Source organism: Streptomyces sp. NPDC050422 (assembly GCF_044458665.1).
Classification (GTDB): Bacteria; Actinomycetota; Actinomycetes; order Streptomycetales; family Streptomycetaceae; genus Streptomyces.
Window position 1 is genome coordinate 361,828 of sequence record NZ_JBITIE010000007.1, and the last position, 16,436, is coordinate 378,263.

The 16,436-nt window shown below is 70.4% G+C and carries 15 protein-coding genes; 8 read left to right on the forward strand and 7 right to left on the reverse strand.

All coding sequences use genetic code 11. The features are described 5' to 3' along the window. Nucleotides 1-74 precede the first annotated feature (74 nt). Nucleotides 75-1,013 (forward strand): ACP S-malonyltransferase, encoded by a 939-nt coding sequence (locus ACIBJG_RS13395; RefSeq protein WP_399307609.1) that lies wholly within the window; start codon nt 75-77, stop codon nt 1,011-1,013. Between the two features lie 276 nt (nt 1,014-1,289). On the opposite strand, the gene lysS is transcribed toward ACIBJG_RS13395, so the two are convergent. Then, a complete protein-coding gene (gene lysS, locus ACIBJG_RS13400; protein WP_399307653.1) occupies nt 1,290-3,056 on the reverse strand; it encodes a lysine--tRNA ligase in 1,767 nt (588 codons plus the stop codon). 168 nt (nt 3,057-3,224) lie between these two features. Between lysS and argS the strand changes: the two genes are divergently transcribed. Then, complete coding sequence (gene argS / locus ACIBJG_RS13405; RefSeq protein ID WP_399307654.1) at nt 3,225-5,003, forward strand: arginine--tRNA ligase; 1,779 nt, start codon at nt 3,225-3,227, stop codon at nt 5,001-5,003. A gap of 86 nt (nt 5,004-5,089) precedes the next feature. Here the strand turns inward: argS and ACIBJG_RS13410 are convergent, their stop codons facing one another. Continuing rightward, nucleotides 5,090-5,521, reverse strand: a complete 432-nt coding sequence (locus ACIBJG_RS13410) for a hypothetical protein (protein WP_399307655.1) — start codon at nt 5,519-5,521, stop codon at nt 5,090-5,092. A gap of 167 nt (nt 5,522-5,688) precedes the next feature. Beyond that, nucleotides 5,689-6,939 carry a lipase gene (locus ACIBJG_RS13415; protein ID WP_399307610.1) on the reverse strand — a complete coding sequence of 417 codons (1,251 nt, stop codon included), beginning with the start codon at nt 6,937-6,939 and terminating at the stop codon, nt 5,689-5,691. Nucleotides 6,940-7,505: 566 nt separating this feature from the next. On the opposite strand from ACIBJG_RS13415, the gene ACIBJG_RS13420 reads away from it, so the two are divergent. After that, nucleotides 7,506-8,846: a hypothetical protein gene (locus ACIBJG_RS13420; protein WP_399307611.1), complete on the forward strand. Its 1,341-nt coding sequence runs from the start codon at nt 7,506-7,508 to the stop codon at nt 8,844-8,846. Nucleotides 8,847-8,955: 109 nt separating this feature from the next. Here ACIBJG_RS13420 and ACIBJG_RS13425 read toward each other — a convergent pair whose 3' ends face one another. Further along, nucleotides 8,956-10,395: a helix-turn-helix domain-containing protein gene (locus ACIBJG_RS13425; RefSeq protein WP_399307612.1), complete on the reverse strand. Its 1,440-nt coding sequence runs from the start codon at nt 10,393-10,395 to the stop codon at nt 8,956-8,958. Nucleotides 10,396-10,810: 415 nt separating this feature from the next. Here ACIBJG_RS13425 and ACIBJG_RS13430 point away from each other — a divergent pair, with 415 nt between their 5' ends. Together ACIBJG_RS13430 and ACIBJG_RS13435 are read left to right on the forward strand one after the other, a co-directional pair. Then, nucleotides 10,811-11,581, forward strand: coding sequence for a DUF4232 domain-containing protein (locus tag ACIBJG_RS13430; protein ID WP_399307613.1), 771 nt, complete (start codon nt 10,811-10,813; stop codon nt 11,579-11,581). 51 nt (nt 11,582-11,632) lie between these two features. Then, nucleotides 11,633-12,385, forward strand: coding sequence for a DUF4232 domain-containing protein (locus ACIBJG_RS13435; RefSeq protein ID WP_399307614.1), 753 nt, complete (start codon nt 11,633-11,635; stop codon nt 12,383-12,385). Here ACIBJG_RS13435 and ACIBJG_RS13440 read toward each other — a convergent pair. Both ACIBJG_RS13440 and ACIBJG_RS13445 read right to left on the reverse strand, forming a co-directional pair. Beyond that, nucleotides 12,379-12,810 carry a DUF3224 domain-containing protein gene (locus tag ACIBJG_RS13440; protein ID WP_399307615.1) on the reverse strand — a complete coding sequence of 144 codons (432 nt, stop codon included), beginning with the start codon at nt 12,808-12,810 and terminating at the stop codon, nt 12,379-12,381. The genes ACIBJG_RS13435 and ACIBJG_RS13440 overlap by 7 nt on opposite strands. A 99-nt stretch (nt 12,811-12,909) precedes the next feature. Continuing rightward, nucleotides 12,910-13,305, reverse strand: a complete 396-nt coding sequence (locus ACIBJG_RS13445) for an ATP-binding protein (RefSeq protein ID WP_399307616.1) — start codon at nt 13,303-13,305, stop codon at nt 12,910-12,912. A gap of 113 nt (nt 13,306-13,418) precedes the next feature. On the opposite strand from ACIBJG_RS13445, the gene ACIBJG_RS13450 reads away from it, so the two are divergent. The 3 genes from ACIBJG_RS13450 to ACIBJG_RS13460 are packed head-to-tail and all read left to right on the forward strand — an operon-like array spanning nt 13,419 to nt 15,306. Further along, the gene (locus tag ACIBJG_RS13450) at nt 13,419-14,240 is read left to right on the forward strand and encodes a Scr1 family TA system antitoxin-like transcriptional regulator (RefSeq protein ID WP_399307617.1); all 822 of its coding nucleotides are present in this window, start codon (nt 13,419-13,421) and stop codon (nt 14,238-14,240) included. Continuing rightward, on the forward strand, nt 14,240-14,479 hold the full coding sequence (locus ACIBJG_RS13455) for a DUF397 domain-containing protein (RefSeq protein WP_399307618.1): 240 nt from the start codon (nt 14,240-14,242) through the stop codon (nt 14,477-14,479). The genes ACIBJG_RS13450 and ACIBJG_RS13455 overlap by 1 nt, the downstream gene beginning before the upstream one ends. A gap of 38 nt (nt 14,480-14,517) precedes the next feature. Beyond that, nucleotides 14,518-15,306: a DUF4253 domain-containing protein gene (locus ACIBJG_RS13460; protein ID WP_399307619.1), complete on the forward strand. Its 789-nt coding sequence runs from the start codon at nt 14,518-14,520 to the stop codon at nt 15,304-15,306. A 40-nt stretch (nt 15,307-15,346) separates the two neighbouring features. Here the strand turns inward: ACIBJG_RS13460 and hemB are convergent, their stop codons facing one another. Further along, entirely contained in the window at nt 15,347-16,345 is a 999-nt protein-coding gene (gene hemB / locus ACIBJG_RS13465; RefSeq protein ID WP_399307620.1) for a porphobilinogen synthase, read from the reverse strand. Between the last annotated feature and the right edge of the window lie 91 nt (nt 16,346-16,436).

The following is a 16,436-nucleotide window of genomic DNA, read 5'->3' on the forward strand; positions in this document are numbered from 1 at the left end:
TCAGTGGACTCCGAACGCGTTCCCCACCGCGCAGTGACGCATCGCCCCCGGCCGCAGGAAGGAGACGGAAGACGATGACGAGCACCCGACTGGCGCTGATGTTCCCCGGCCAGGGAGCCCAGCGTCCAGGCATGGGCCTGCCCTGGCACCGCACCCCCGGCTGGTCCGTGGTGGCGGAGGTCTCCGAGGCCGCCGGCCGGGACATGGAGTCCCTGCTGGTGGACGCCGGCACCGAGACGCTGCGGCGCACCGACAACGCCCAGCTGACCACCTTCACCCTCGCCCTGGTCGCACTGACGGAGCTGCGCCGCCAGCACCCGCTGGCCGCCTTCCCCGGTGCGTGCGCCGGACACAGCCTGGGCGAGTACTCCGCGCTCGTCGCCGCCGGCATCCTGGACCCGCAGGACGCGGTCCGCCTGATCGTGGCGCGCGGCGCGGCGATGCAGACCGCCTGCGAACGCGCGAACGGCGCGATGGCCGCCGTCCTCGGCCTGGACGCGGAACAGGCCCAGCACGTGGTCGACGAGATCCACGGCGACGGCGGACAGGTGTGGGTGGCCAACCTCAACTCCCCGCAGCAGACGGTGATCGCCGGCCTGGCGGCCGACGTGGAGCGCTGCTCCCGGGCCGCGGAGCGGGCCGGTGCGGCGAAGGTGGTGGCACTGACGGTCGGCGGGGCCTTCCACACCCCGCTGATGGCCGAGGCGGTCGAGCCCTTCGCCGCGGCCCTCGCCACGGCACGGTTCATGCCGGGCCACTCGGCGGTCGTCTCCAACGTGGACGCCCGCGCCCACCGCGGCGGGCCGCACTGGGCGGAACTGCTGCGCCACCAGCTCACGGCCCCGGTCCGCTGGTCGGACACCCTGCACACGCTCACCACGGAACTGGCCTGCGACCGCCTCATGGAGATCGGCCCGGGCAGGACCCTGACGGGTCTCGCCAAGGCCACCGTCCCCCGGGTGCCGCGCGACACGTTCTCGGACCCGCAGGCATCCCTGGCCCCCGCGGCCTGACCCCGGGCCGGGCCGGACCCGCCCACCCGCCGACCACCACCCCACCGACCACCACCCGCACGTGCCTCACCCTCCCCCGTGAGGCACCACCCACGTGCCTCACGCCCGTGAGGCACACCCCCGCGAATCCCCCGCGCGGGGGGACAGCGAAGGGCCGCCACCCGGATCAACGGGTGACGGCCCTTCGCCCATACGCCGAGGCCCTACGCCGAGCCCGTACGCCGAGCCCGTACGTATATACGTGCGCGCTACGCGCCGAGCAGCCTGCGCGGCGCGCTACGCGCCGAGCAGCCTGCGCACCCGGTCCGCCCCCACCGCGAGCAGCAGCGTGGGCAGGCGCGGCCCGGTGTCACGGCTGACCAGCAGCCGGTACAGCAACGCGAAGAACGACCGCTGCGCCGCCTTCAGTTCGGGCGTCGGCTTGGCATCGGCCTCCAGCCCCTCCATCACCTTCGGCACGCCGTAGACGAGCGTGGTCAGCCCGTCCAGCGACCAGTGCGAGTCCAGCCCGTCCAGGAGCAGCCGCAGCGACTCGCGCCCCTGCTCGTCCAGCGAACCGAGCAGTTCCTTGTCCGGCTCGTCGCGGACGATGGTGCGGGCCTCGGCCGGGACCTGGGTGGTGATCCAGTTCTCCGCCCGGTCCAGCCGCGGCCGGACCTCGTCCAGCGAGGTCAGCGGCGTCGAGGGGTCCAGCTCACTGAGAATGCGCAGCGTCTGGTCCTCGGCCCCCGCCGTGATGTCCGCGACCGAGGCCAGCGTCCGGTACGGCAGCGGGCGCGGCGTGCTCGGCAGCTCACGGGCTGCGGTCCCGATCGCCCGCGCGTACGCGGCGGCGTCCGCCGGCAGCACGGAACCGTCGGCGACCTTGCGGCCCAGCGAGTCCCACTCGTCGTACAGCCGCTGGATCTCCTGGTCGAAGGCGATCTTGAAGGACTGGTTGGGCCTGCGGCGCGCGTACAGCCAGCGCAGCAGCGGCGCCTCCATGATCTTCAGCGCGTCGGCCGGGGTCGGCACGCCGCCCTTGGAGGAGGACATCTTCGCCATGCCGGAGATGCCGACGAACGCGTACATCGGACCGATCGGCTGCACCCCGTCGAAGATCTCGCGGACGATCTGGCCGCCGACGACGAACGACGACCCGGGCGAGGAGTGGTCCACCCCGCTCGGCTCGAAGATCACGCCCTCGAACGCCCAGCGCATCGGCCAGTCGACCTTCCAGACGAGCTTGCCGCGGTTGAACTCCTTCAGCCGCACCGTCTCGGCGAAGCCGCATGCCGAGCAGGTGTAGTTCAGCTCGGTGCTCTCGTCGTCGTACGACGTGACCGTGGTGAGGTCCTTCTCGCAGTTGCCGCAGTAGGGCTTGTACGGGAAGTAGCCGGCCGAACCGCCGCTGCCGTCGTCCTCGCCCGCCGCACCGGAACCCGCCTCGGCCTCCAGCTCGGCCTCGTCGACCTTCTTCTGCTGCTGCGGCTTCTTGCCGCCCTTGGCACCGCCCGCCGCCGGGTCCTTCTTGGTCCGGTAGCGGTCGAGCACGGCGTCGATGTCGCCGCGGTGACGCATCGCGTGCAGGATCTGCTCGCGGTACGTCCCCGCCAGGTACTGCTCCGTCTGGCTGATCCCGTCGTACTCGACACCCAGCTCGTCCAGGGCCGCCGTCAGGGCGGCCTTGAAGTGCGCGGCCCAGTTCGCATACGCGGAACCGGCCGGGGCGGGCACCGAGGTCAGCGGCTTGCCGATGTGCTCGGCCCAGGACGCGTCGACGCCCTCGACACCGTTCGGCACCTTGCGGAACCGGTCGTAGTCGTCCCACGAGATCAGGTGCCGGACGGTGTGACCGCGGCGGCGGATCTCGTCGGCGACCAGGTGCGGGGTCATGACCTCGCGGAGGTTGCCCAGGTGGATCGGGCCCGACGGGGAGATACCGGACGCGACGACGACCGGTTTGCCAGGCGCACGACGCTCCGATTCGGCGATGACCTCGTCCGCGAAGCGGGAGACCCAGTCGGTCTCGGTGCTGCTCTGACTCTGAGCCACGGTCGGCACGTCCTTCTCTCTTGTAGGACTCATAGGGGCACCGACCATTCTCCCAGGTACCACCCACAGCGCGAAAACGGCTTTACGGGGACGCGCGGCCGGAGGCGTAAACCGCTTTACAGCCCGTGGGATACTTGGGGGCATCCCTTGTACCCCTACGGAAACGGCAGCCGGCTCATGGCCTCGGTCCACTCCCTCGCTTCCACGCTCCAGCAGCAGCTGGCGGACGCCCTGACGGCAGCTCTGCCGGATGCCGGTACCGCGGACCCGCTGCTGCGCCGAAGCGACCGGGCCGACTTCCAGGCCAACGGCATCCTGGCCCTCGCCAAGAAGCTCAAGGGCAACCCGCGCGAGCTGGCCGCCCAGGTCACCGCCGCCCTCCCGGCATCCGGCCTGATCAAGGACATCGAGGTCTCCGGCCCCGGCTTTCTGAACATCACGCTCTCGGACAAGGCGATCATCGAGACGCTCGCCGCCCGCGCAGCGGACGCCGACCGGCTCGGCGTGCCGGTGAACACCGCGGCCGGCTCCACGGTCATCGACTACGCCCAGCCGAACGTGGCCAAGGAGATGCACGTCGGCCACCTGCGGTCCGCCGTGATCGGTGACGCGATGGTGCAGATCCTGGAGTTCACCGGCGAGTCCGTCGTGCGGCGGCACCACATCGGCGACTGGGGCACCCAGTTCGGCATGCTCATCCAGTACCTGATCGAGCACCCCGACGAGCTGAGCCACAAGGACGGCGAGGGCGACCAGGCCGACGGCGAAGCCGCCATGTCGTCCCTGAACCGGCTCTACAAGGCGTCCCGGGTCCTGTTCGACTCGGACGAGGAGTTCAAGGCCCGCTCACGGGACCGGGTGGTCGCGCTCCAGGCCGGTGAGCCGGAGACGCTCGCCATGTGGCAGCGGTTCGTCGACGAGTCGAAGATCTACTTCTACTCGGTCTTCGACAAGCTCGACATGAAGATCAGCGACCCCGACATCGTCGGCGAGTCCGGCTACAACGACATGCTGGAGGAGACCTGCCGGATCCTGGAGGAGACGGGCGTCGCCGTCCGCTCCGAGGGTGCGCTGTGCGTCTTCTTCGACGACGTGAAGGGCCCGGACGGCAACCCGACCCCGCTGATCGTGAAGAAGACGAACGGCGGCTACGGCTACGCGGCGACCGACCTCTCCGCGATCCGCGACCGGGTGCAGAACCTCAAGGCGGACGCCCTGCTGTACGTGGTGGACGTGCGGCAGTCCCTGCACTTCAAGATGGTCTTCGAGACGGCCCGCAGGGCGGGCTGGCTGAACGGGGACGTCAAGGCGCACCAGCTCGCGTTCGGCACGGTGCTCGGCAAGGACGGCAAGCCGTTCAAGACCCGTGAGGGCGTCACCGTCCGGCTGGAGGAGCTGCTGGACGAGGCGGTCGAGCGGGCGACGGCCGTGGTCCGGGAGAAGGCCGAGAAGGTGGGCCTGTCCGAGCAGGAGATCGTCGAGAACGGCCGGTACGTCGGCATCGGCGCCGTGAAGTACGCCGACCTCTCGACCTCCGCCGTACGGGACTACAAGTTCGACCTGGACCAGATGGTGTCGCTGCACGGCGACACGTCGGTGTACCTCCAGTACGCGTACGCGCGGATCCGCTCCATCCTGCGCAAGGCCGGCGACGCGAAGCCGGTCGCGCACCCGGAGCTGGAACTGGCCCCGGCCGAGCGGGCGCTCGGCCTGCACCTGGACCAGTTCGGCGAGGTGCTGTCCGAGGTGGCGGCGGGCTACGAGCCGCACAAGCTGGCCGCGTACCTCTACCAACTCGCCTCGCTCTACACGACGTTCTACGACCAGTGCCACGTCCTGAGCGACGAGAACCCGGCCGAGGTCGTCGAGAACCGTCTCTTCCTCTGCGACCTCACCGCCCGCACCCTGCACCGGGGCATGGCGCTGCTCGGCATCAGGACGCCCGAGCGGCTCTGAGCACCTCCCGCCCCCACAGGCAGACACACGGGGCCCGGCACACCGAAGTGTGCCGGGCCCCGCACTCTTTTCCGTCCGCCTCCGGTCTACTCGGGCCGCCCCAGCGCCCACCCGGACACGTCCGCCAGCCGGCCGCGCCACAACGGCAGCCCGATCGGGGCCGAACCTCCGAGGACGAGCGTCGCGTCCCGCAGGTGGATCCAGCGAGGCAGTTGCGACAGGTCCTCGGCGGACCGCATCTCGTTGATCCCCTGATCCACCGTCTCGGGGAACTCCGCGATGAGGTTGGCGCCCTCTCCCTCGACCTGGCGCAGGCTCCAGGCCCACTCCGCCTTCCACGCCTCGTGGCCGGTCACATCGCCGTGCAGCACACCGGCCGGCACGGTGAGGGTGAGCGGCAGGCCGGATCGCATCTCCCTGTCGAGGAGCTGGATCAGCAGCTGGAGCTGGAGATCGGGCACGGACTCGACGACGACCGCGGTCGAGACCGGCGCGCGTTCGCCGAACCGACAGTTCAGCGGGAGAGCGCAAAGAGCCTTTTCCCACCTCACGTTGATGCGTGATGAAGGACGAGGACGGCCTTCATCACGATGTCGGTGATCCGGCTGGTGCTGCACCGCGCACCGGTGAGTGCCTCGACGATGCCGCAAGCACGGGCGGCGGTCAGGTCAGAGGTGCAGCGCCCTCAGCGCACGAACTCGATGTCGGGGTACCGCGGGGACGGCCGGGACAACAGGTGACCGTCCCCACCCCGCAGGTGAAGGTCGAAGAACGCACGCAGGTAGGCACGTTCGCCGGCGACGGCCCGGTCGGCGTTGATCGTTCCGATGGATCCGGTCAGGCCGGCGACCACCTCCGGCGGCAGGGAAAGCGCCTTCTCCAGCTGTTGCGCCAGCGGGGACATGTCCGTGTAGGTGTGGTGTGCGGAGTGGCGCAGCCGCAGTTCGAGGCGCCAGCCCCGCAGGTGCGACCAGAACTCCGCCCAGGACGGGTCGTTGTACCGTCCGTGGGTGGAATTGCTCATCAGCAGGAACGGGCGGTCGAGACCGGTGGCCGCGACGCTCCCGTTGATGCTGCCGTCGAGGTCGACGCCGGCAAGGATGCGGCGGTCCTGCGCCATCGTCCCCGCGGCCGTGTCGCCGCCGATCGAATGCCCGAACATGCCGATCCTGGACAGATCGAGGGAGCCGCGCAGACGGCGGGGCAACCGGCGGCCCCCGGCGTCGGGGTTTCTCCCGGCGTTCAGCTGTTCCAGTTCGTTCAGCACGAACCGGGTGTCGTCCTGGCGGACCTGCAACGCCGCCGGCTTCTCCGGATTCCGGCCCAGCTCTACTCTGCCGTCGGGGAACTCCACGATCGAGGCCTCGTGGGTGTGGTCGATGGTGACCACCAGGTAGCCGTGGCCGGCCAGGTCCTCGACCAGCGAGGTGCCCATTGCGCGCATCGTGTCGTAGCCCGGGGAGAAGAGCACCACTGGATGGCCGTGGCGGCTTGCTGCCACGGGGGCGTCCTGCCAAGCATGGGTCACCGGGAAGTCGACGTTGTCCAGTGGTGTCCGAAGGTCCTGTCCGACCTGTCGTCTGTACATTTCCGTCGCCGCCGGCGGGAGCCAGGGGGCACGCCGGCAGCCGTGCGTGTCCGACGTCGGGTACCACATGCTGACCATCAGTTCGCGGGGCGAGGCGGGTGAACTCCACTGATCCCGACGCGAACGGTCGATCAGATGCAGCGACGTGGTTCCGATCCGCCACGGTCCGGTCGGCGCCGGCAACGTGAGCCGCACCCGGCCCTTCCGAGACCCCGCCGCCGGCTTGGTCCCGGCCGCCGAAGCGGCGCCGGGAACACGGCCGACCGCCTGCGCCAACCCCGCGGTGGTGAGTACCAGGCCCGCTGTCCCCGCCGCGGACAGCACCGACCGGCGCGATATCTCTCTCATCCGGATCCCTCATCTGCACTCGACGACTGGAGGACTGTCCACCGAGACTGGCATCCCGACAGCGGCGGAGACAGGCCGTGAGTGCGATGTCGGGGTGGACCCAGGGTCATCCCCGACCCGGCCTCCGGGCTTGAACGACCACGCCGGACACAGCGGGCCGGCAGTTGGCGCTCCACCCCCCTGCCGCCCGGTCCGGAACCAATGGCTTCGCGGGTGGCCGGCTTGATCCGCGGCATCATCGGCCTGCTCTTCTTCGGCATCGCCCTCGGACCGATGGCCATCGTGCTCGGTGTCGTGGGCCTGCGCCGGCTGTCCGCGAAAGGGCGGCACGGGCATGGCCAAGGCCGGCCCGGTGCTCGGTGTCATCGACCTGCTGATCGTCGTCGTGCTGGTGATCGCGGCCGGCTCCAGCGGATTCAGCCGGTACGCCGGCGGCTGACGCCGGGCACCCGCACCCCGCCCGACCTGGGATCCCTTCCCCGACAGTCATTGACCGGCGGCCGGTCGGCGGGCAATAGTGACGCGGCCGATTCCACGTCGGCCGCGTCACCAGGGGTGGGGATCTCATGCAGGACACCGAACACGACACGTCGCCCGAAGAGGCGCCGGAGGCGGAAGCGGCTGCCGCGACGGCAGCGGCCCGGGCCGCCCTCACCGGCGGGAGACCCGCCGACGCCCGCGCGCGGGCGACCGCCGCGCTGGAGCGGTACGGCCCCGATCCCGTGCTCTACACGCTGCTGGGCCGGGCCCACGTCGCCGAGAACGAGGACGACCACGACGACGCGGCCGAGCGCACCTACCGCCGGGGCCTGGAAGCCTTCCCCGACGACCTGGACCTGCTGACCTCGTACGCCGAACTCTGCCTGGAATCCGACGCGCTCGACCGCCCGGGCCGCAACGCCCGCGGCCCCGTACTCGCGGCCCGGATCATCGAGTTGGCCCCCGACTCACCGCAGGCACTGCACGTGGGCCGGCACGCCCGCGGCGAGATCATGGTGCTCCCGGGCTCCGGCGCCCTGCCGAAGGCGACCGCCGCGCACATCCAGCGCCACGACGTCCGCGCCGCCCTCGCCGACGCCCCGGACCTGGCCCAAGCGGCCCGCCTGGCCGAGGAACAGGCCGCGCAGTACCCGTACGACCGGCGCCTGGCGATCCGCGCGGAAACCCTCACGGCGCTCACCCGCCCCGGCCGCGGGCTGCTCCTGACCCACGTACGGGCACCGCTCGCGACCCTGCTCACCGTGACGGCGATCGCGGCGACGCTCACGATCACCCGGGCCGCGTTCCACCTGCCGTCCTGGGTAGCGGTGATCGCCGTCCTGCTCTTCGTGCCGGGCATGGCACTGCGATCGCTGGAGCGCCACGCGCACGCCCGCGGCCTGGCCCGCCTGCTGACGCCCCCGGACGAGGCGGACCTGCCGGAGAGCCCACTGCCGCCGCCGCCCGCCATCAGCTCCCGCCGGGTCGCCGTGAACCTGGCGGTCCTCTGCGTCCTGCTCTGCTCGGCCGCGTCACCACTGCTGTGGCCGTCCCCGCAGAACACGGACTACCCGCGCTACACGGTCACACGGCCGGCCGAAGTCCTCGGCGCACCGCTGCTCTCCGCCATGGACGGCACCGACGAGGGCACGCTCGCGCTGTGGACGGAGACCTTCGGCAACTCGTTCTCGTACCTCTACGGAACCACGGACCAGATGGCGGACTACGGCGCCGAGCCCGCCGTGTACGTCTTCGGCGGCATCGGCGACCTCCACGACGCATCCGCCCTCGCCGTCCTCGCCGGATCCGGCTTCGTACGCGAAGGCACCAGCCGTTCCGCCTGCCTCCACCGGGGCCGTCGCCACGACCTCGCCGTGTTCTCACTGCTCCGCCCCGAGTGGGAAGCGCTGAAACGCCCCCGCGCCTAGGACGCCTGACGGACCCGCAACTCAGGGGGCTTCGACGAAGGTCGCGGAGCCGGCGTCGAGCGCGGTGGCGTCCGCCCGACGGGCGGGACGGGGGCCGGACCGGCCGCCGTCAGTCGCCCTGACCCTCCAGCGATTCCGAGATGTCCTCCCACACGGCCGTATCCCTCCGGTATTCGTACACGGGCCGGTTCCTCATGCCGGCCGTGCGGAACGGCTTGCCGTTGTCATCGATGCGCAACGTCCCGCTCCGGCCCTTGCTGGACCAGTCCAGCTCCAGGTACCAGGTCACGTCATGGTCCTCGGTGTGCGCGTTGACGTGGAACACCTCCACGTCGGTGGAGCTCACCCGGTACGGGAAGTTCTTCGCCGGTACGGCCTTGCCACCGTCCTCACCGGCGACCGGCCGCGATACGGGCTGGCTGTCGTCCAGGTCGATATTGAACGACTTCGGCATGATGCCGCCCCCGCAGCCCTCCCCCATCGAGTACGCGGGCCAGTTGTTGGCCGCCTCCTGCTTCACCACCCGGACATGAAGCGCCTTCAGGACGACCGCATCCTGCGAAGCTCCCTGCAGGGTGAGTTCGATCAGCATCTTCCCCCCGTCCACCCCGCCCAGCTGCGCCGACCAGTTGCGCCTGGCCCTGTCCGCGACATCCGGCACCGGCGGCATGCCCGTGGGGTCCCGGTCGAGCAGGAAGTACTGCCCGCAGGGCCAGTCCCAGTTGTACGAACTGAGCGTGGAGGTCACCGGCACCCCCTGGGACCCGGCGCCCTTCCCTCCGTTCCCGCCCGCGCCCAGGGGGCCGGTGGACTTCGTGGCAGTGGCGGAGGGCGACGCGGAGCCGCTGGTCACGGACGGCGAGGGCTTCGAAGGACTCGGCGACGGCGACGTGCTGCCACTCCGGCTCGGAGTGACCGGTGCACTGCTGCGGGGCGTGTCCATGCCCTCCTCGTGTGTGCGGTCGCCCGAGTAGTGGCTGATCGCCAACGCGGTCGGCACGGTGAGCGCCACGACCGCGGCGGTCGCGAGCAGGACACGCAGCCGCTTGCCGGACAACCGCCCCGGGGCCGGCGCCGCACCGGCCGGCCGTGCATCCGGCGTCACGTCCTCGGCCGCTGTCGAGCCGAGGGCCGTCCCCGGCTCCACTACTGATTCCGCTTCTGATTCCGGCTCCGGTCCTGAACCCGGTCCCGGGGCCGGCTCCGTCCGGCTCACCGGCCCCGACGGCGGCGGGGCCGCGAGCTCCGACGTCACCATCGACGGCTCGAACGCCCCGGCAGCCTCCGACTTCCGGGCCCCTCGCCGCTTCGCCTCGTCGGCGAGGATCCACTGCCGGTGCAACGCCACCAGCTCGTCCGACGGCGCACGGCACACACGCGCGAAGCGCTCGACCGGCGCGTAGTCGTGCGGGACCGCCTCCCCGTTGCAGTACCGGTGAATCGTGGAGGTGCTCATGTGCAGCTTCTGGGCCAGCGCTCCGTAGCTCAGCCCCGAGCGCTCCTTCAGCCCCCTGAGCAATGCGGCGAAGTCCTGGATCTCCGTGCCCACTCTGACCGTTCCCCTCTGCTGCCCTCCCGGAACGGCGTCCCAGGCAGGTGATGTCATTGCAGGTCAGAGGCCATGTTTCCGTTCCAGCGTCCCGTACCCACCGGCAATCGTTGCCACCGGATCCGAGCACCGGACACGATGGTGGAACACACCGCAGCGGCACCCCGGCAAGGGCGAGCAGCGCGACTCGTACATCCACCACCTGCCCGTCACCGGGAGCCGCCGTGCGTACTCGTCCTCAACTCAGCCTGACCGATGCAGTAGCAACAGGAGTTCTGATCGCCTCTGTCGCCACCGTCATCGCACTCCTGTGGAGCCTCTGACCACACGTCATTGTCCAGTACATCTGCCAGTCCCCGGTGCGCCAAAGCGGCGCCCCACACTCCACCACACTCAACGAACGGAAAAACATCTCATGCGTACCCTCAGCTTCCGCCGCGCCGCCCGCACCTCCGCCCTCGGCGCCGTCGCACTGGTCGCCTCCCTGTCCCTGACTGCCTGCCAGGGCGACGACCCGGCGCCGTTCGACGACCACGCCTCCGCTTCGGCCGGCTCGTCCTCCCAGACCCCGGCGGAGAACTCCGGCGCCTCCGGCGACAAGGGCACGGCGGCCCCGACCGCCGACCAGGGCAAGGACTCCGCCGGCTCGGGCTCGGGCTCCGGCTCGTCCACGGCCAAGCCGAAGGGCGACAGCGGCAGCAGCAGCGGTGGCAGCGGCAGCAGCGGCAGCGACACCAGCGACACCAGCGACGACGCGGTCACAGATGCCTGCACCGGAGCGAACACCAAGCTGTCGATCACCGAGGTACAGCGGCCGGCCAACCACATGCTGCTCACGATGACCAACACCGGCTCGAAGGCCTGCAACGCCTACTTCTACCCCTACCTGCAGTTCGGCGAAGCCCAGTCCGTGCCGAAGACCTTCGAGGAAAGCAAGGGGCAGGCAGTGGCGACCATCAACCCGGGTGAGTCCGCCTACACCGCCGTCATGACGTCCTCCGCCGACGGCAGCGGCTCGAACGGCTACTCCACCAAGGACCTGAACGTCAGCTTCCAGAACCGCGACGGCAACTCCGACGGCACCGGCTCGGCGGTCAGTGTGCCGCTCTCCAAGAGCACTTACGTGGACAGCAGCCTGACCGTCTCCTACTGGCAGATGAGCATGGACGACGCCCTCCAGTACTGAGTACCACCCACCACCCACCACCCACCACTGCACTTCACGGGGAGTACCACCATGCGCAGGAACAGCATCCGCACCACCGTCCTCGCCGCCACCGCCCTCTTGGCCGCCCTCTCCCTCACCGCGTGCGGCAGTGAGGTCGCCGGCAGCGAGAGCGCCAAGGCGGGAGCGGCCGCGCCGGCAGCACACACGGCCGTCGAGCAGTCCCCGCCGCCCCCGGCGGCGACCGCCGCTCCGGAGGAGAAGACCACCGACACCAGCACCGACACCGGCACCGCGAGCACGCCCAAGAACACCGCTGCCCCCGCCAAGAACGACGGGAAGAGCGACCGAAAGAACACCACCGGCTCGACGGACCGGGCAGGCAGCACCCCCGACCGCACCCCCGTCACCTGCCACGGCGGGAACACCAGGACCAGCGTCAGCACGGTGAGCCGCCCCCTCAACCACCTGCTGCTGACCCTGACCAACACGGGCGACCGCCCCTGCTACGCGCACTACGCGCCCAAGCTCCGCTTCGACGACGCGCAGGCCGTCTTCCCGATCCTGGACGACAGCCAACCGCAGGCCGTCGTGACGCTCGACCCGGGCCAGTCCGCGTACGCCGCCATCGGTCTGACCGGCGAGCCCGGCGCCGGCCCGGCCCCGCGCCAGGCCACGCACCTTCAGGTGAACTTCTCCGGCCGGAACTTCGAAGGCTCCTCGGGCACCCCGGTCAACCTGACGCTCCCGTCCAACACCTTCTGGGACGACAACGGCTTCGTCACCTACTGGCAGACCGAGCGGGCGGACGCGCTCACCTACTGAGCACCGCCCGCGGGGCCGGCGTCGAAGTCGAAGTCGAACCAGATCCGGTGGATGCCGTCCCCGTCGACAGCCAGCCCGCCGCCCCCGCGGATACCGGCCAGCGCGCCGGTTCCGCTGGACGGCGCGATCGCGAAGAACTCGTTGGTGCGGTCGTCGCCGCTCGTCGCGGCCGAGTGCACGAAGTTGAACGTGCCCTCGCGACCGTCGACCGCCCCCTCGAAGGACTCCATCGCCATGTACGTACCCACGCCGGCGGCTTGGTCGAAGGCGGCGGTGAACAGGGTCGTCGAACAGCCGGTGATCTCGCCCTCGAAGCTCTTCACGATGGTCGCGACGCCAACGGGAAGCGCGGTGACGATTTCAGGATCGGGCTTCAGATCGGCTGGGACGAACGAGGTGACAGTGAAGGTTCCGGAGGCTCTCATGGCGTTGATCGTAGGGACACGGCCGGGACGCACGGCGGAGAACCCGCAGACCCGGCCCCGAGTCCGCCCGCTCTCCCCGGCCGGCCACCCCGGACACCCTCAGTCGAACTCGCACCACACGGTCTTCCCGGGCGACCGCTCGCCCACACCCCACCGGTCCGCCAGCGCCTCCACGATCACCAGCCCTCGCCCCGACTCCCCGTCGGGCTCACGCACCCCGGGCACCCCGTCACCGCTGTCGTGCACCTCGACCCGCACCTGCCCCTCGTCCCGCAGCCACAACATCAGCCGGTATCCACGCCCTGGCGGCACCCCGTGCACCAGCGCGTTGGTGCACAGCTCACTGACGCACAGCGCCACGTCACCCGCCCGCACCTCACCGAACCCCCAGTCGGCCAGCGCGTCCCGCACGAACTCCCTGGCCTCGCGCACCGACCGGCGCTCACGCCGGAAGAACCGCTCGCGCAGCAGCGGGAGTTGCATCGTCTCATTCATGAAGCGAGCGTCACACTCGGTGACTAGGCTGTCGCAGTGTGCAGGCCCGTACAGATTTCTTGTACGGGCCGGGCGCGCGTGAAGCACGAATGCGGGTGGGAAGTGGGGACCGTATGCAACCCAGGAAGCGGCAGCGCAAGAACGCGTCGGCAATGAAACTCGTGGGCGCGCTGGTCGCCCGGTTCCGCATCGCGGCGGAGCTGACCCAGCGCCACCTGGCCGAGCAGACATGCACCCAGCCGGAGACCATCGCCTCCATCGAGCAGGGCAGACGCGCACTCCAACTGCCACTGGCCCGCCGCATGGACACCCTGCTGGACACCAAGGGGGCGCTGGAGACAGCGGTCGAGAACATGCCGGAGGTGGATCTGATCCCGGCGTGGGCGGAGGAGTACCTCGACCTGGAGCGGGAGGCGCTCGCCCTGTCCTGGTTCGAGAACCAGGTACTGCCGGGGCTGCTCCAGACGGAGAGCTATGCGCGTGCGGTGTTCCGGAGCAAGGTGCCCGTCATCAGCGAGGGAGACATCGATACCCAGGTGTCGTCCCGCGTGGAACGAAAGGCCATCCTGCACCGCAGAGTGCCGCCCACCACGAGTTTCGTGATCTCCGAGGCCATCCTCATGGACCGCCTCGGTGGTGAGGAGGTGTACGCGGAGACGGTCCGCCACCTCCGCTCCTGCGCCGACCTGCCGGGGATCGCTCTCCAGGTCATGCCGTTCGGCCAGCAGACCCACGCAGCCCTGGACGGCCCCTTCATCCTGGTCGAAACACCCGACTATCAACGCCTCGGCTACACCGAGACTCAGCGCGGGGGCCGGATCGTTTCGGACCCGGATGAGGTCAGCATCCTGTCGCAGAAATATGCGATGCTGCGAACGCAGGCCCTCAACACAGAGGAAACAAAAGGCCTGTTGGACCGGCTGCTAGGAGAGTAATGAGCACCGCACACGAGTGGTTCAAGTCCAGCTACAGCAGTGACGAGGGCGGCGCCTGCCTCGAAGTCGCCTACGCCTGGCAGAAGTCGAGCTACAGCGGCAGCGAAGGCGGCGCCTGCGTGGAGATTGCCGCGCACCCCGCCGCCGTCCACGTCCGGGACTCCAAGAACCCCGAGGGCCCCACGCTCACCCTCGCCCCCACCACCTGGACGGCCTTCGCCGCATACATCGGTTCCTGAGCGATCGACTGTCAGTGCCCGCCCGTACGCTCCTCGACATGGCGACGCTTCCGAACCCGCTCCCGTCCCTGGCCACGTCAGGGCTCGAACTCCCGCCCGGCACCCTCGTGGACACCACGACCGACGGGCCGTGGCACGAACCGCTGCTCTGGTACGCGGACGGGCCCGCGACCCCCGGCGGCTGGACCGCGCTCCGCGACGCGGGGCGGAGCCTCGGGCTGCTGCCCGTGCTCATCGACCGCGGCGGACGCGACGAGGGGCCCGAGGCCTGGGAGCTCGACCCGGCCCGCATGTCGTACCCCGGCGATCATGACGCCGAGGACGTCCTGCGCGAGATCTGGGACGCGTACGCGGAGGACGAGCTCGACACCGAGAACGACTGGCCGGGCCTGGCGCCCATACCCCTGGCGGACGGCCCGGACAGCCCGGAGAAGCTGGCTGCTGACGTAGCGGACATGCTGGCCGGCAACAGCCTGGCCCTGCCCGGGGCCCGCCTGGCGCTCGTCCCGGCCAGGCGCAGCGCGGACATCCCGGCGGCGATCGGCTGGGGCGGACCGCTCAACCACGAGAACGACGTCGCCCGGCTCTGCGCGGTCCTCCGCTCCTGGGAGGACCGCTTCGGCATCCGGGTCGTGGCGCTCGGCTTCGACACCCTGACCGTCTCCGTGGCGCGCCCACCCACCACCGAAGCGGTGGCCCTGGCTCTGGCCGCCGAACACTTCGCGTTCTGTCCGGACAACATCCAGCAGTCCACGCTCAACACCCTGGAGACCTACGCGGAGAAGGCGCTGCTGAACCAGGAGGCCTGGACGTTCTGGTGGGACTGAGGCGCACCCCCACCGCCCCGCCCACCGGCCCCGGCCTCCGTCAGGAACGGCGCAGCTTCTGCGCGACCTCCGTCGCCCAGTACGTCAGGATCATCTGCGCGCCCGCCCGGCGGATGCCGGTCAGGCTCTCCAGGATCGCCGCGTCCCGGTCGATCCAGCCCTTCTCGGCGGCGGCCTCGATCATCGAGTACTCACCACTGATCTGGTACGCGGCGACCGGCACGTCCACCGAGTCCGCGACCTTCGCCAGGACGTCGAGGTACGGCCCGGCCGGCTTGACCATGACCATGTCCGCGCCCTCGTCGAGGTCGAGCGCCAGCTCGCGCATCGACTCGCGGAGGTTGGCCGGGTCCTGCTGGTAGGTCTTGCGGTCGCCCTTGAGCGACGAGCCGACGGCCTCGCGGAACGGGCCGTAGAAGGCGGAGGAGTACTTCGCCGTGTACGCGAGGATCGACACGTCCTCGTACCCGGTCTGGTCCAGCGCGTCGCGGATCACGCCGACCTGGCCGTCCATCATGCCGCTGGGGCCGACCACATGGGCGCCCGCGTCGGCCTGGACCTGGGCCATCTCCGCGTAACGCTCCAGCGTCGCGTCGTTGTCGACCCGGCCGTCCTCGGTCAGCACACCGCAGTGGCCGTGGTCGGTGGTCTCGTCCAGACAGAGGTCGGACATGACGACGAGATCGTCACCGACCTCCTCGCGCACCGCGCGCAGACCGAGCTGGAGGATGCCGTCCGGGTCGGTGCCGGCCGTGCCGCGTGCGTCCTTCTTCTCGTCCAGCGGCACACCGAACAGCATGATCCCGGAGACGCCCGCCGAGACCGCGTCGACCGCGGCCTTCCGCAGGGTGTCCAGGGTGTGCTGCTGCACACCGGGCATGGCCGAGATGGGGACGGGGGCGTCGATGCCCTCGCGCACGAACGCGGGCAGGATCAGGTTCGCCGGGTCGAGCCGGGTCTCGGCGACCATGCGCCGCATGACGGGGGTCGTCCGCAGCCGTCGGGGTCGAGAGCCGGGGAAGTTTCCGTACACAGTCATCCTTCGAGACTAGACCCGTACACATCACGCTCTTACCGACACCTCTGCCGGGAAAACGGGCGAGGGCCCGGGCGCTTCGGTAAGAAGCAGC

Excerpts from the sequence above, each read along its gene's own strand:
- argS (WP_399307654.1), top strand. The coding sequence starts at position 3,225 with ATGGCCTCGGTCCACTCCCTCGCTTCCACGCTCCAGCAGCAGCTGGCG.
- ACIBJG_RS13455 (WP_399307618.1), top strand. The coding sequence starts at position 14,240 with ATGAGCACCGCACACGAGTGGTTCAAGTCCAGCTACAGCAGTGACGAG.
- ACIBJG_RS13395 (WP_399307609.1), top strand. The coding sequence starts at position 75 with ATGACGAGCACCCGACTGGCGCTGATGTTCCCCGGCCAGGGAGCCCAG.
- ACIBJG_RS13435 (WP_399307614.1), top strand. The coding sequence starts at position 11,633 with ATGCGCAGGAACAGCATCCGCACCACCGTCCTCGCCGCCACCGCCCTC.
- ACIBJG_RS13460 (WP_399307619.1), top strand. The coding sequence starts at position 14,518 with ATGGCGACGCTTCCGAACCCGCTCCCGTCCCTGGCCACGTCAGGGCTC.
- hemB (WP_399307620.1), bottom strand. The coding sequence starts at position 16,345 with ATGACTGTGTACGGAAACTTCCCCGGCTCTCGACCCCGACGGCTGCGG.
- ACIBJG_RS13445 (WP_399307616.1), bottom strand. The coding sequence starts at position 13,305 with ATGAATGAGACGATGCAACTCCCGCTGCTGCGCGAGCGGTTCTTCCGG.
- ACIBJG_RS13415 (WP_399307610.1), bottom strand. The coding sequence starts at position 6,939 with ATGAGAGAGATATCGCGCCGGTCGGTGCTGTCCGCGGCGGGGACAGCG.
- ACIBJG_RS13430 (WP_399307613.1), top strand. The coding sequence starts at position 10,811 with ATGCGTACCCTCAGCTTCCGCCGCGCCGCCCGCACCTCCGCCCTCGGC.
- ACIBJG_RS13450 (WP_399307617.1), top strand. The coding sequence starts at position 13,419 with ATGCAACCCAGGAAGCGGCAGCGCAAGAACGCGTCGGCAATGAAACTC.
- ACIBJG_RS13420 (WP_399307611.1), top strand. The coding sequence starts at position 7,506 with ATGCAGGACACCGAACACGACACGTCGCCCGAAGAGGCGCCGGAGGCG.
- ACIBJG_RS13440 (WP_399307615.1), bottom strand. The coding sequence starts at position 12,810 with ATGAGAGCCTCCGGAACCTTCACTGTCACCTCGTTCGTCCCAGCCGAT.